Raw genomic sequence first — 13,465 nt, forward strand, 5'->3', positions numbered from 1 at the left:
CGACACCTCTGCCTTGCCGCCCCAGCCCGGGCAGGGACCGGGAGCGCGAGCGACCGTCGCCGTCGTCGGGGGCGGCCTCGCAGGGCTCCACGCCGCACGGCTCCTGCACCGGGCCGGGGTCGGCTTCCAGCTCCTCGAAGCCCGCGACCGCCTGGGCGGGCGCATCCTGTCGGTGGGGGTGGATGGCCGCGAGGCCGCGGACGGGTTCGACCTCGGTCCATCCTGGATCTGGCCGGACATGCAGCCAGCGCTGGCGGGCCTGGTCGGGGAACTGGGCCTTCCCAGCTTCGCCCAGCACAGCATGGGGGACGTCCTCCTCGACCGGGATCCGCAAGGCCAGCCGCGCCGCTATCCCGGGATGCGCCAGGACCCGGCGTCCATGCGCCTCGCGGGCGGGATGGGCGCCCTCGTGCGCGCCCTGGCACGGGATCTTCCGCGGCCGAGCCTGCGGCTCGGGACACGAATCGCGGCCCTGGAACTCGGCGATGCGGGGGTCACCCTGCGCGTCGTCCGGAGTGACGGCGGGGAGGAGGCACTGACGGCCGATCAGGTGATTGTCGCGGTGCCGCCGCGCCTGCTCGAGGCGACCGTCGCATTCACCCCGGCCCTTGCGCCGGAGGTGGTACGGCGCTGGCGCGATGCGGCCACCTGGATGGCTCCCCACGCCAAGTTCCTCGCGCTCTACGATCGGCCGTTCTGGCGCGATGCCGGGCTGTCCGGCACGGTGCAGAGCACGGCGGGACCGCTGGCCGAGATCCACGACGCGACAACGGCGTCGGGCGCGGCAGCCCTGTTCGGCTTCCTCGGCCTCGCCGCGGACCGTCGCGACGTCCTCGGAGTGACCGCCCTGACCCGGGCCTGCCTCGACCAGCTCGCGCGGCTTTTCGGCCCGGAGGCGGGGAGGCCCTCCGGGACCCTGCTCAAGGACTGGGCTGCCGACGGCTGGACGGCAACCGGCGACGATCGGCGCCCCGCTGGGCATCCCCTGCCGACGGCTCGGTCCTGGATTACCGGACAATGGCGCGACTGCCTCGCCCTCGCTGGAAGCGAGGTGAGCGAGATCGCGCCGGGCTACCTGGCCGGTGCCGTGGACGCGGCCGAACGGGCCGTCTCCGAGGTCATGGCGAGGCTCGTGGTGCCCGCCGAAAGAGGTTGAGGCGCGGGCGCCCAGGAGCAGCCGAACGGGAGAGATTACGGGGCCCCTGCCCCTGAGAACGGAATTTTCGAGCCGGATTTGCAAGCGGTCCCGGACAAGCAAGAGCGATCTGGCGCTCACCAATGGAGGATACGTTCCCATGTCCCTGAACCGTCGCGCCCTGCTGGGGACCGCCGCCCTCTCGCCGGCTCTCGGCTTCCCGGCGCTCGCCCAAGGCAATGCGGCCGGCAACTGGCCGAGCCGACCGCTCCGGATCGTGGTGCCCTATCCGCCCGGCGGCGCGGTGGACCTGACGGCGCGGATCCTGGCGGGGCGCCTGCAGTCGCTCCTCGGGCAGAGCGTGGTGGTGGACAACCGCAGCGGGGCGGGCGGCAACGTCGGCGCGGAGTACGTCGCGCAGTCCGAGAAGGACGGCTACACAATGATGATGGGGCCGAACTCGCTCATGGCGGCGAACCGGCACCTCTACCGCCGCTCCATGCCGCTGGTGCCGCTGCGCGACCTGACGGGCGTGACGCGCGTGATCGCCGGTACCGTGCTCATGGTCGTGAACGCGAACAAGCCCTGGAAGACCTTCGGGGACGTGATCGAGGCGGCGCGGCGCGCGCCAGGCAAGCTGACCATGGGATCGTCCGGGGCGGGGACGATGGGGCACATCACCGTCTCGACCATCGGCAGGGCGACCGGGGTGGACATCACCCACGTGCCGTATCGCGGCGGCGCCCCGGCCATTTCGGACCTGCTGGCCGGGAACGTCGACATCATGTTCGACGCCATTCCGGAGCTGGTGCCCTACGTGCGCGAGGGACGGTTCCGTCCCATGGCCGTGGGCAGCGCGGAGCGCATCGCCTACGTGCCGGGACTGCAAGACGTACCGGGCATGAGGGAGGTGCTGCCGGACGCCGGAATCGACATGCAGAGCTGGATGGGGGTGGTCGTTCCCGCGGGCACGCCCAGGCCCGTGATCGAGCGCCTGCACGGCGCGCTGGTGCAGGTGGCACGGAGTGACGACTTCCGGACGAGGATGGAGCCGCAGGGCTACGCCCCGGCCTGGGACGAGAGGCCGGAAGGCTTCAACGCCTTCATGCGGGAGCAGGACGTGCTGTGGAGGCGGCTCGTCGAAGACTCCGGCGCGACGCTGGACTGAGCGCCGCGGCGTCCCGGGAAGTTCAGGGGCCGGTGTCCGACCCGGCCTTGGGCGCGGCGGCCCGTTCGGTGACCCGCCCTCCTCAGCTCCTCCCGCCCATTCCAGAGCAACCACCCAGTCATCGAGGGGTATCCAGGATGATGCTCGACTGCCCGCCTCAGGTGCCCATTTCAGGCACCTTGGCCTTCGACGAGGTGCTCGACCGGAAGGCGTCCAACTCGCTGAAGTGGTCCTGCTCGCACAGGCTGCTGGCGCCGGACGAGGCCGCGGCCGACCCGTTGCCCATGTGGGTCGCGGATATGGATTTCAGGGCACCTCAGCCGGTCGTCGACGCGCTGCAGGCGACCGTCAGCCAAGGAGTCTTCGGCTATCCCGGGGGAGCGACGCAGTCCTACCTCGGCGCCGTCACCGGCTGGCAGGGGAAGCGCTTCGGGTGGGACGTGTCGCCGGACTGGGTCGTGCCGACCTCCGGCATCATCACCACCCTCAAGACGGCCATCCAGGCCTTCTCCGCACCGGGCGACACGGTCCTGATCCAACCCCCGGTCTACGGTCACTTCCATGGCGACGTCCTGCTGAACGGCCGCCACCTCGCTCTGGCGCCGCTGATTCGTGCCGGGCGCCGCTACCGCTTCGATGAGAAGGTCTTCGAGGCGGCGATCCTCCCCAGCACCAGGCTGTTCCTCCTCAGCCATCCACACAACCCGACCGGCAATGTCTGGTCGGAGGAGGAACTGCGGACGATGGGCGAGATATGCCTCCGCCGCGGGATCCTCGTCATCTCCGACGAGATCCACCAGGACCTCATCATGAACCCGGCCCGGAGGCACATCCCCTTTGCCTCGCTCGGTGATGACTTCGCCCTGAACAGCATCACCTGCACGGCGCCCAGCAAGACGTTCAACCTGCCGGGCCTGCAGTGCGCGAACGTCTTCGTCCCGAACTCCCGGCTGCGCGATGAGCTGAGGTGCCAGTACGAGCGGAATGCCGCGGGCCACGTCAACATCCTCGGCATGGTCGCCGCCGAGGCGGCCTACGCCCACGGCGAGCCTTGGCTCGAGGCGCTCCTCGGCTACCTTCGCGGCAATCACGCCTACTTCGCCGGTGCCCTCGGGGGCTCCAACACCGACATCGAAGTGCTGCCGACCGACTCTCTCTACCTGGCCTGGATGGACTGCCGCCAACTCGGCATGGACGCGGCGGCGCTCGACAGGTTCATGCTGACGGAGGCGCGCGTCTGGCTCGACAAGGGGCAGAAGTTCGGCCTCGAGGGGCATGGCTACATGCGCGCCAACCTCGGTTGCCCGCGGGCGACGGTCGAGGAGGCTGTTCATCGCATCAAGCGGGCGGTCGCCGCGCGATGAGAGTGCCCAGGCGACGGCTCGTCCCTGTCGCAGCTGGCCCCGCTAACGAAGGAGCGGACCCTTGAGAGCCACATTTCGCGCCATGCAGGTGTCCACGCCGGGCACCCTCGAACTGGTGGAGCGCGCCACGCCGACGCCGGGCTCCGGCGAGGTCCTGATCGAGGTCGAGGCGTGCGGCATCTGCGGCGCGGATGCTGCCGACATCGACAGGGCCAACCCGGAGCTGCGGCCGCCACGCGTGCCCGGCCACGAGGTGGTCGGCCGTCTTGTCGCGCTTGGCGAGGGAACGCCTTCCATCTGGAAGCTCGGCCAGCGGGTCGGTGTCGGACGTCTGGGGGGCCATTGCAACGAGTGCGGCCAGTGCCGCCAGGGGCAGTTCCAGCTCTGCGAGAACCAGCCCTTCGTGGGCGCCTCCTGCGACGGCGGCTATGCGGAGATGATGCTGGCCCGCGCTACCGGCCTCGTCGCCATCCCTGACGAGCTGCGGTCGGAGGAGGCCGCGCCCATCCTGTGCGCCGGGATCGCCACCTTCAACGCGCTGAAGAAGTCCGGCGCCGAGGCGGGCGACCTGGTGGCGGTGCTGGGCATCGGCGGCCTCGGCCACATGGCCCTGCAATACGCCCGGCGGATGGGCTTCCGGGTGGTGGCGGTCGGGCGCGGGCCGGACATCGCGGAGGATGCTCTGCGGCTGGGCGCCCACCTCTATGTCGACACACGCCAGGAGGACGCGGCGGCCAGGCTGAAGTCCCTGGGCGGCGCCAAGGCCATCCTGACCACGATCGGCAACGCGGTGGCCGTGTCCTCGTTGATGGCCGGTCTCGCGCCGCGCGGCCGCCTGGTCCTGCTGGGCGCGGGCAAGGACCCGCTGCCCGTGTCAGCCGGGCACCTCGTCGTCGGCGAGCGGAGCGTGCTCGGCTCGATCACCGGCACGCCCTACGAGAACGAGAGGACGCTGGACTTCAGCGTGCTGGCGGGCGTGCGGCCGCAGATCGAGACCATGCCGCTGGAGCGGGTCTCCGAGGCCTATCAGCGGATGAAGTCCGGCGACGTGAAGTTCCGGATGGTTCTCACCATGGAAGGTTTGGGCGATGCGTCTCAACGATGATCTGACCCGGCCGGTGATCGTGCACGCGGCGGACCAAGCATGGGTGCCCAGTCCAGCGGCTGGGGTGGACCGGCGCATGCTGTTCCGCGTCGGCGGCGAGATCGCCCGCGCCACCTCCATCGTGCGCTACGCTCCCGGCAGCGCCTTTCCCCGGCACACCCACTCCGGTGGGGAGGAGATCCTGGTGCTGGACGGCACCTTCCAGGACGAGCACGGCGACTATCCGGCAGGGAGCTACTTCCGCAACCCGCCCGGGACATCGCACATCCCTGCGTCGAAGGATGGCTGCGTGATCTTCGTCCGGCTGTGGCAGTACCGCCAGGGCGACCAGACGCAGGTCGTGCGCCAGCCAGGCCAGGGGCAGCCGGTCGACCCTCGTCCTGGCGCCGTCTCCGCGAAGGTCCTGTTCAACGACGGGCATGAGGACGTGCGGATCGAGGCGTGGAGCGTAGGAAAACAGGTCACGGTCGCAAACCCGCGCGGCCTGGAGTTCCTGGTCGTTTCGGGCGCGCTCACCGGCAATGGCGAGAGCATGGGAAGCCTCGGTTGGGGCAGGCTTCCGGCCGGAACCGACCTGCAGGCCGAGGTCGGCCCGGCTGGCGCGACGGTGTGGCTGAAGAGCGCCGCTTTGCTGCATCCGGACGTCATAGCGATAGCGATGCCCGTCTAGGCGATCAGGGAAATGGCTGCTTTCGGGATGTCACTGCGGCCCACCGAACTGCCGGATTGGGCGCGAACCAGCCAGTTCGCGGTCGTCCTTTCCCCAGGCACAGCCGACCACGGGGGCGTGTGATCAGGAAGCGCGCCCCCAGGGCGCGCCCAACCACCAACCCCGCTAGGTCAGACCCTCATAACCGTCAGCGGCAGAGCACAAAGCCATCCCGCCGCATCTGCTCGACCACACCCACCTCCTCCCCGAACGGCGCAACGCCATAGGTGAGACGCGCCAGCGTCTCGGCCAGAGGACGGTGCCAGTTGCCCTTCTGGTAGACCTCCCGCACGTGCTCGCGGTCGGATGCGTTCTCGTGGCCGAAGATCAGGTCGAGGTCGTCCCGGCTGGCCTGCAAGCCGGCGAGCATTGTCCGGGCCGAGTGCCGGAGAGAGTGGAAGTCCAGCTTCGGCCGAACGATCCCCAACTCCCGGCGAAGCTCGAGGAACGACCGCGAGAGATTGCGCGCGCCCTTCTCGGTCGAGGTGATGTCGAGGAAAAGGAAGTCACCACCAGCCCCGCCACGAAGCCGCAGGTATTGAAGGAAGCCCCGGCCGAGAACGACCGGGTGGACCGGCACGACGCGGTCCGCAGCGAGGGTCTTGAGCGTGTTTTCGGTTTCGGCCCGGCGATGCCTGCTGATCCCGATCTCCGCGGCATAGTCAGCGTCGGCGAGTGGGCGGACGTGGATGAGGACGAGCCCGTCATCGAGCACCTCAACATCCCCGACTCGCAACTGGACGATCTCGCGCTCCCGCATGCCCATGTAGGCGCCGAGGAGAAGGCCGAAGTACCGGGACGCCTGTCCTGTCGGGCGAAGGGCGGATCCAGACCCGTCGTGGAGCGGGCTCCAGGAGTTCCATGCGACCGAGGTGAAGACCTGCTGGATCTCGGACACCCGGAAGGCCTCCCGGGCATTCTTGGCGGCGCGCCGACGGTCCGCCCCCTTGAGCTTCTTCTGCATGCCCTGCGTCGGGTTGGGCAGGCCTTCGCAGCCCGCCTCGGCCTCGGCCCACTTCCACAGCCCGCTCAGTGCGCTGGTGTTCTTGTTGATGGTCTTCGTGGAGAGGCGTTTGACCGTTGGCGGCCGCCCGCGTGAGACGCGAAGCACTTCGCTGGCGGCGACCCGGCGGTTTCCTCTGGGGTCGCTGGGATCTGCGTAATCGGCGGCCTGCCCCCAATCGGAGCAGATCTCGGACAGGTTGCTCCGGAACTGCCGAAGCAGTTCGCGGGTGACCTCGCGGAGAGGAAGGTCGCCGAAAAACTCGGTGAACATCCGGATCGTGGTTTCGGCGTCCCGTTCGGCGCTGGCCTGCCAGGCCCGATCGACCTTCTTGGCCTTCCGGAACGCCGTGAAGGCGACGGAGATTGCCGTGTCGGGGGAGAGCAAAGTTGCCGCTGCCGCCACTGACCGCAGCGGGGTCTCCACACGCGGCACCGCAGGCGTAGGTGCCACCTGTGGACTAGAGGTCGTAGGACCTGATGCTGTTTGGACGACCGCGGCGGGAGCCGCCCTGGAAGCCATCATCCCGCTGGCCTCAGCGCGGTAACCCTCCATCGCCGCCCGCATCGCGATTTCGAGCAGCAGCGGGTCTGATGCGTTGCCAGAGGCAAAGCCGGCATTGTCAAGCGCAGTGCGGAGCAGCGGCTCGACTGTGTCGAGGTTGTTGGACGCCAGCTCGCCCCGAAGAAAAGCCGCACGCCCCAGCGTCGCGAAGGCGCGTTCCCGGGCCGCGGCGGTCCGGGAGGGGAGGGCGGTGGGTGCGGGGAGGGGAGGGAGGGCCGCCAGCATGGCCGTGGCCAGCTCGGCCGGGACCAGCACTCGCTCGTCGGTGTCGCCGACTTCCGCCAGGAAGGCGGCGAGGGGCCCGGCAGCGGCGTCCGGCAGGTCAGCTTGCGGCATGGGGCCCCGAGCCGGCTGCACTGGGTCAGGCCCGCGCTGACGCCGGGCTGCGGCGGAACGGCGCAGGACCTCGTCCCGCACGGCCCGCATCACAGCCGCCTCGCTGACCGGAGGTGTCGTAGACCCGGTCTCCCGGTTCGTCAGCTGCTCGAACGCGGCGTCCATGAGAGCCCCCAGGCGTCTCGCGGACGCGCGGCCCTCCACGTCGAGGGAGAGGTCGATGCAGCGTCCGCGGCCTGCCCCCGGCAGGCGCCTACGCCAGTACCACAGGTTGCCCCTCCGCCGGAGGTGGGCGGCGTGCCTCATCGGTTCCCCAGTCAGGACCGGATGGCTGGGGGCACCGTGGTGTGACAGCTTTGTGTGACACCCATGTGCGACACCCGGCCAAAAGGCCCGGTTGGCGTCGACGGTGCTGGATATCCGGGGCTATGCCGTTGATCTGCCAGACCCCTCGGAAGGGTTGGCTGGGGAACCTGGATTCGAACCAAGACTGCCCGAGTCAGAGTCGGGAGTTCTACCGTTAAACTATTCCCCAACGGCAGGCGGCGCGCCCTATAGCCCGGCCGGCCCGGCCCCGCAAGCCGGTGATCGCCCCGGAGAGTGGAATAAGGGCTTGCCCCACCCCATCTGCAGGCGGATCATCGAAATATCAGTGCCATGCAGATCCGGAACGCTTCCCAGCCGCCGGGTGGCAGGCGGGGGGAGGGACCCCCGGCGCCGCCCATCCCCGCCCCCGGCGGGACGGTCCGCCCCGGCAACGGGGCGCCCCTCTTCGCCGCGCTCGATCTCGGCACCAACAATTGCCGCCTGCTCGTGGCCAGCCCCTCCGGCCCGGGCGGCTTCCGCGTGCTGGACAGCTTCAGCCGCATTATCCGCCTGGGCGAGGGGCTGAGCTCCACCGGCGCCCTCTCGGACGCCGCGATGGACCGGGCGGAGGCGGCGCTGGAGGCCTGCGGGCAGAAGCTGGCCCGCCGCCCGGTCCAGGCCGTGCATGCGGTGGCGACGGAGGCCTGCCGCCGCGCCACCAACGGCCCTGGCTTCATGCGCCGGGCGGAGCGGGCGCTGGGCGCCCCCATTCGCGTCATCCCCGCGCGGGAGGAGGCGGAGCTGGCGATGGAATCCTGCTCCCCCCTCTTCCGCCCGGAGGACCGGCGCGCCCTTCTCTTCGACATCGGCGGAGGCTCCACTGAGATCGCCTGGATCCGCACGGACGAGCTCGCCAGCCCCCGGCTGATCGGCACCATCTCCGTCCCGCTCGGCGTTGTGACGCTGGTGGAGCGGGACGGTGCCGCCTGCTTCGGCGGGGCGGGGTTCGAGCGGGTGGTGGACGAGGTGGCGGCGAAGTTCGAGGCCTTCGATTCCGTCCACCGCATCCGGCAGGAGATGCGGGCCGGCGGGGTGCGGCTGATGGGCACCTCCGGCACCGTCACCACCCTCGCCGGGATCGCGCTGGACCTGCCCCGCTACAGCCGCGCGGCGGTGGACGGGCACGAGCTGGGGATGGCCTGCGCCGACCGCGCGCTGCAGGCGCTGCGGAGCATGGGCCGTGAAGGCCTGGCCGCGCATCCCTGCATCGGGCCGGAACGGGTTGATTTCGTCCTTCCGGGATGCGCCATCTACGCTGCCATCCGCCAGGTCTGGCCCGCCGCCGGCATCACCGTCTGCGACCGTGGCCTGCGCGAAGGGTTGCTGCTGCGGGCGATGCGGGAACGCCGCAAGCCCCGCCGCGGCGCCTGAACGCCCATCCGAGGACCCATCCGTGACCGAATCCCGTGGGACGGGCGAGCGTAGCCTGTCCACCCGCCTGCGCACCGCCAAGGGCCGCAGCACCGCCAGCCAGCTCTGGCTCCAGCGGCAGCTGAACGACCCCTATGTGAAGGCCGCCAAGGCCGCGGGCTGGCGCTCCCGCGCCGCCTTCAAGATCATCGAGCTGGATGAACGGTTCAAGCTCTTCCGCCCGGCACAGCGGGTGGTGGACCTCGGCGCCGCGCCGGGCGGCTGGACCCAGGTGGCCGTGAAGCGGGTGGGGGAGAGGGGCAAGGTCGTGGCCCTCGACATCCTGCCCATGGACCCGGTTCCCGGCGCGATCGTCCTGCAGGGTGACTTCAACGAGGAATCTGCCGAGCAGGCCGTGCTGGACGCGTTAGACGGCACCGCCGACCTGGTGATTTCTGACATCGCGCCCAATACCACCGGCCACAACGCCACCGACCACCTGCGCATCCTGGCCCTGGTGGAACTGGCGGCCGATTTCGCGCGCAGGGTCCTCACCCCGGGCGGCGCCTTCGTAGCCAAGGCGTTTCAGGGCGGGACGGAGCGGGAGCTGCTGGCAGCGCTGAAGCGGGACTACGCCACGGTCCGCCACGCCAAGCCCCCGGCCAGCCGCAAGGGCAGCGCGGAGATGTACGTGGTGGCCCAGGGCTTCCGGGCGAGCGGCGCTGCGGCCAAACCCGAAAGGGAATAGGGCAGGAAGGGACGGCTGACTTCCCCCTGCGCGGGAGGGGCAGCGTCTCGCAGTCGTCATGAGCCCAGCCTTGCGGCGCGGGGCCGGGGAAGCGTAGGAGGGATCGCCAAGGCAGCGCCGCCCCGTCCCGAGAGGCCCCCGCTCATGGCACCCGACAGCACCCCGCCACGCTTCCTCGCCCGTTTCGAGGAGGCCTACGCTTTCGACGACGTCCTTCTCGTCCCCGGCTACTCCTCCGTCCTCCCCGGCCAGGCCGATACCCGCACCCGCATCACGCGGGAGATCGCCCTCAACATCCCCCTCGTCGCCGCGGCGATGGACACGGTCACGGAAGGGCCCATGGCCATCGCCATGGCCCAGGCCGGCGGGATCGGGGTGATCCACAAGAACCTGTCGATCGAGGACCAGGCCGCCCAGGTCCGCCGGGTGAAGAAGTTCGAGAGCGGCATGGTGGTGAACCCCGTCACCATCCACCCCGACCAGACCCTGGCCGATGTCCGCGCCTTGCAGGAGCAGCACCGGATTTCCGGCATCCCTGTGGTGGAGCCGGAGACGGGGCGCCTGGTCGGCATCGTTACCTCCCGCGACGTGCGCTTCGCCACCGATCCGAGCCAGCGCGTCTATGAGCTGATGACGCGGGAGAACCTCGTCACGGTCCCCAACGAGGTCACCCCGGACCGCGCCCGCGCCCTGCTGCACAAGCACCGGATCGAGAAGCTGCTGGTGGTGGACGAGAAGGGGCGCTGCGTCGGCCTCATCACCGTGAAGGACATGGACAAGGCCCAGGCCAACCCGAGCGCCGTAAAGGATGCCATGGGCCGCCTGCGCGTGGCCGCCGCCACCGGCACGGGCGAGGATGGCCGCCGCCGGGCCGAGGCGCTGGTGGCCGCCGAGGCGGACATCATCGTGGTGGACACCGCCCATGGCCACTCCGCGGGCGTGCTGAAATCCGTGGAGACGATCAAGCGCCTCTCCAACTCCGTGCAGATCATCGCCGGCAACGTGGCAACGCCGGAGGCGGTGGAGGCGCTGATCGAGGCCGGGGCGGATGGCGTGAAGATCGGCATCGGCCCGGGCTCCATCTGCACCACCCGGATCGTCGCGGGCGTGGGCGTGCCGCAGCTGACGGCGGTGATGGAGTGTGCCGCGGCGGCGAAGGAGCGGGGGGTTCCGGCCATCGCCGATGGCGGCATCCGCACCTCCGGCGACATCGCCAAGGCGATTGCGGCGGGCGCCGACTGCGTGATGATGGGCAGCCTGTTCGCCGGGACCGACGAGGCGCCGGGCGAGGTGTTCCTCTACCAGGGACGCTCCTACAAGTCCTACCGCGGCATGGGCAGCCTCGGCGCCATGGCCCGCGGCTCGGCCGACCGCTACTTCCAGGCCGACGTTCAGGACAGCCTGAAGCTGGTGCCGGAGGGGATCGAGGGCCGGATCGGCTACAAGGGCCCGGTCGGCGCCGTGATCCACCAGCTCGTCGGCGGGCTGAAATCCGCCATGGGCTACACGGGCAACGCCACGATCGGCGAGATGCAGTCCAATTGCCGCTTCCGCCGCATCACCGGCGCCGGCCTGCGGGAGAGCCACGTGCACGACGTGGCGATCACGCGGGAAGCCCCGAACTACCGCCAGGAAGGCTGACGGCCGGCATCAAGGGACCGGTGCGCCGCAATTCCGGCGGCGCACCCCTATCTGTGCAGACATGACCCCGCTCGCCCGCATCTCCGCCGCCATCGCCCTGCTGGACGCGCTGGAATCCGCCCCCCGCCGCCCCGCCGACGCGGTGGCCAACGACTTCTTCCGCGCCCGCCGCTTCATCGGCGGCGGGGACCGCCGTGCCATCGCGGACCGCGCCTGGGGCGTGGTGCGGGAGAGGGCGCGGCTGGACTGGCACGTGGACCGCACCGGTGCCGCGCCGACCGGCCGCCTCCTCATGGCCGCCTACCTCCTGCTGGTGGAGGGGGGCGGGCTGGCCGGGGTGGAGGCGGCCTTCAACGGCGCCCAGTACGCCGAGAGGCCGCTCACCCCGGAGGAGCGGCGCTACCTGGCCAAGCTGGAGGGCCAGCCCCTCCTGCACCCGAAGATGGACGAGGCGACGCGCCTCAACCTGCCGGAATGGGCCCTGCCCGGCCTGAAGGCCCGGTTCGGGGAGGAGCTGCCAGCGGCCGCGGCCGGGCTGGAGGGCTCGGCGCCGCTCGACCTGCGCGTGAACCTTCTCCGCACCTCCCGCGAGGCCGCGGCGGCGGCCCTGGCCGCGGAGGGCATTCCGACCGAACCCACCCGGTTCTCTCCTTGGGGTCTGCGCGTGCCGGACCGCCGCCCGATCCTGGCCACCCGCGCCTTTGAGGAGGGGCTGGTGGAGATCCAGGACGAGGGCAGCCAGCTGATTGCCCTGCTCGCCGATGCCCGGCCGGGGATGAAAGTGGCCGATTACTGCGCCGGCGCCGCCGGGAAGACCCTCGCTATGGCCGCCACCATGGGCAACCGTGGGCGGATCGCGGCGCTGGACGTCTCCGTCCCCCGCCTGGCCGGCGCGACCAAGAGGCTGCGCCGCGCCGGGGTGGACAACGCGGAAACCCACCTGCTGGAGAGCGGCGACCGCTGGGTGAAGCGCCGTGCCGGCGCCTTCGACCGGGTCCTGGTGGATGCGCCCTGCACGGGGACCGGGACCTGGCGCCGCAACCCGGACGCGCGGCTGCGGACCACGGAAGAGGATTACGCGGAGCTCATCACGAAACAGCGCGCCATCCTCGATCGCGCCGCGTCGCTGGTGCGCCCCGGCGGAAAGCTCGTCTACGCTACCTGCTCCGTGCTCCCTGGGGAGGATGAAGAGCAGGTGCGCGACTTCCTCGACCACCATTCTGACTTCTCTGCCGTGCCCCTGGCCGAGGCCTGGGCCGATGCCGGCATGACGACCCCGCCGCCGGGGGAGGGGGCGCACATGGCCCTCGCCCCGCACAGCCACGGCACGGACGGCTTCTTCGCCGCCGTGCTGCGACGCCGCGCCTGACGGCCGGCGGCATGGTGCTGCAGGTCAGGCGGGCCCGGCCGGAGGATGCCCCGGCCATCGGGGCCATCCACCGCGAGGCCTGGCAGGACGCCTATCCCGGCATCCTGCCCGACGCCTACCTGATCGGGCTTGATGAGCGCCGCATCGCCGCCGGCTATCTCCGCGCCATGCTGGCGAGGCGGGGAGGAGAGGCGGTCTTCGTGGCCTGCGCCGGGGATGGCCAGCCCGTGGGCTTCGCCTCCGCCGGCCGTGCCCGGCGGGCCGGCATCGCGGAGGGCGAGGTGGAAACCCTCTACATCCTGCCGGACTGGCGGGAACAGGGGATTGGGCGCCGGCTCATGCGCGCCTCCGCCGCCCATCTCTCTGCCATCGGCTGCGGCTCGGCCATGCTCTGGGTCCTGTCGGAGAACGCGGCGGGCTGGTTCTACCGCCGCCTCGGCGCCCGTCCGGTCGGGAAGGAGAGGATACCCGTCGGGGGGCGCGCCGTGGAGCAGACGGCCCTCCTCTGGGACCCGATCGACCTGCTGCTGGATGCCACGGCCGCGACGCGGGAGCGGGATGCGCGCGGCGAGGGTTGAAGCCGCCCGCGTTTTATGGTGTTGGCCGC

General features: G+C 70.9%; 11 protein-coding genes and 1 tRNA gene. 10 read left to right on the plus strand and 2 right to left on the minus strand.

Annotation, left to right across the window (positions count from 1 at the left end):
- The first annotated feature begins 13 nt into the window (after positions 1 to 13).
- From VQH23_RS19810 to VQH23_RS19830, 5 genes are all read left to right on the plus strand, one after another.
- Positions 14 to 1,156 carry an FAD-dependent oxidoreductase gene (locus VQH23_RS19810; protein WP_338662446.1) on the plus strand — a complete coding sequence of 381 codons (1,143 nt, stop codon included), beginning with the start codon at positions 14 to 16 and terminating at the stop codon, positions 1,154 to 1,156.
- Positions 1,157 to 1,295: 139 nt separating this feature from the next.
- Complete coding sequence (locus VQH23_RS19815; RefSeq protein ID WP_338662447.1) at positions 1,296 to 2,303, plus strand: tripartite tricarboxylate transporter substrate binding protein; 1,008 nt, start codon at positions 1,296 to 1,298, stop codon at positions 2,301 to 2,303.
- Between the two features lie 179 nt (positions 2,304 to 2,482).
- Positions 2,483 to 3,667 carry a MalY/PatB family protein gene (locus VQH23_RS19820; RefSeq protein ID WP_338662448.1) on the plus strand — a complete coding sequence of 395 codons (1,185 nt, stop codon included), beginning with the start codon at positions 2,483 to 2,485 and terminating at the stop codon, positions 3,665 to 3,667.
- A 61-nt stretch (positions 3,668 to 3,728) separates the two neighbouring features.
- Entirely contained in the window at positions 3,729 to 4,772 is a 1,044-nt protein-coding gene (locus VQH23_RS19825) for an alcohol dehydrogenase (protein ID WP_338662449.1), read from the plus strand.
- Positions 4,756 to 5,442, plus strand: coding sequence for a cupin domain-containing protein (locus VQH23_RS19830; protein ID WP_338662450.1), 687 nt, complete (start codon positions 4,756 to 4,758; stop codon positions 5,440 to 5,442). The genes VQH23_RS19825 and VQH23_RS19830 overlap by 17 nt, the downstream gene beginning before the upstream one ends.
- A 187-nt stretch (positions 5,443 to 5,629) precedes the next feature.
- On the opposite strand, the gene VQH23_RS19835 is transcribed toward VQH23_RS19830, so the two are convergent.
- A complete protein-coding gene (locus VQH23_RS19835; RefSeq protein ID WP_338662451.1) occupies positions 5,630 to 7,549 on the minus strand; it encodes a tyrosine-type recombinase/integrase in 1,920 nt (639 codons plus the stop codon).
- 296 nt (positions 7,550 to 7,845) lie between these two features.
- Positions 7,846 to 7,919: transfer RNA gene (locus tag VQH23_RS19840), tRNA-Gln, on the minus strand.
- 122 nt (positions 7,920 to 8,041) lie between these two features.
- On the opposite strand from VQH23_RS19840, the gene VQH23_RS19845 reads away from it, so the two are divergent.
- The 5 genes from VQH23_RS19845 to VQH23_RS19865 all read left to right on the plus strand — a co-directional run bounded on the left by VQH23_RS19845 (position 8,042) and on the right by VQH23_RS19865 (position 13,436).
- Positions 8,042 to 9,121, plus strand: a complete 1,080-nt coding sequence (locus tag VQH23_RS19845) for a Ppx/GppA phosphatase family protein (protein WP_338662452.1) — start codon at positions 8,042 to 8,044, stop codon at positions 9,119 to 9,121.
- 22 nt (positions 9,122 to 9,143) lie between these two features.
- Positions 9,144 to 9,848 carry an RlmE family RNA methyltransferase gene (locus VQH23_RS19850; protein WP_338662453.1) on the plus strand — a complete coding sequence of 235 codons (705 nt, stop codon included), beginning with the start codon at positions 9,144 to 9,146 and terminating at the stop codon, positions 9,846 to 9,848.
- Between the two features lie 144 nt (positions 9,849 to 9,992).
- Complete coding sequence (guaB, locus tag VQH23_RS19855) at positions 9,993 to 11,489, plus strand: IMP dehydrogenase (RefSeq protein ID WP_338662454.1); 1,497 nt, start codon at positions 9,993 to 9,995, stop codon at positions 11,487 to 11,489.
- A gap of 61 nt (positions 11,490 to 11,550) precedes the next feature.
- Positions 11,551 to 12,858: an RsmB/NOP family class I SAM-dependent RNA methyltransferase gene (locus tag VQH23_RS19860; RefSeq protein ID WP_338662455.1), complete on the plus strand. Its 1,308-nt coding sequence runs from the start codon at positions 11,551 to 11,553 to the stop codon at positions 12,856 to 12,858.
- 11 nt (positions 12,859 to 12,869) lie between these two features.
- On the plus strand, positions 12,870 to 13,436 hold the full coding sequence (locus VQH23_RS19865; protein ID WP_338662456.1) for a GNAT family N-acetyltransferase: 567 nt from the start codon (positions 12,870 to 12,872) through the stop codon (positions 13,434 to 13,436).
- Positions 13,437 to 13,465: the final 29 nt, after the last annotated feature.

It is taken from the genome of Pararoseomonas sp. SCSIO 73927 (genome assembly GCF_037040815.1).
Taxonomy (GTDB): Bacteria; Pseudomonadota; Alphaproteobacteria; order Acetobacterales; family Acetobacteraceae; genus Roseomonas.

Coding starts and splice junctions, on each gene's coding strand:
- VQH23_RS19835 (WP_338662451.1), bottom strand. CDS start 7,549: ATGGACGCCGCGTTCGAGCAGCTGACGAACCGGGAGACCGGGTCTACG.
- VQH23_RS19865 (WP_338662456.1), top strand. CDS start 12,870: ATGGTGCTGCAGGTCAGGCGGGCCCGGCCGGAGGATGCCCCGGCCATC.
- VQH23_RS19830 (WP_338662450.1), top strand. CDS start 4,756: ATGCGTCTCAACGATGATCTGACCCGGCCGGTGATCGTGCACGCGGCG.
- VQH23_RS19815 (WP_338662447.1), top strand. CDS start 1,296: ATGTCCCTGAACCGTCGCGCCCTGCTGGGGACCGCCGCCCTCTCGCCG.
- VQH23_RS19860 (WP_338662455.1), top strand. CDS start 11,551: ATGACCCCGCTCGCCCGCATCTCCGCCGCCATCGCCCTGCTGGACGCG.
- guaB (WP_338662454.1), top strand. CDS start 9,993: ATGGCACCCGACAGCACCCCGCCACGCTTCCTCGCCCGTTTCGAGGAG.
- VQH23_RS19845 (WP_338662452.1), top strand. CDS start 8,042: ATGCAGATCCGGAACGCTTCCCAGCCGCCGGGTGGCAGGCGGGGGGAG.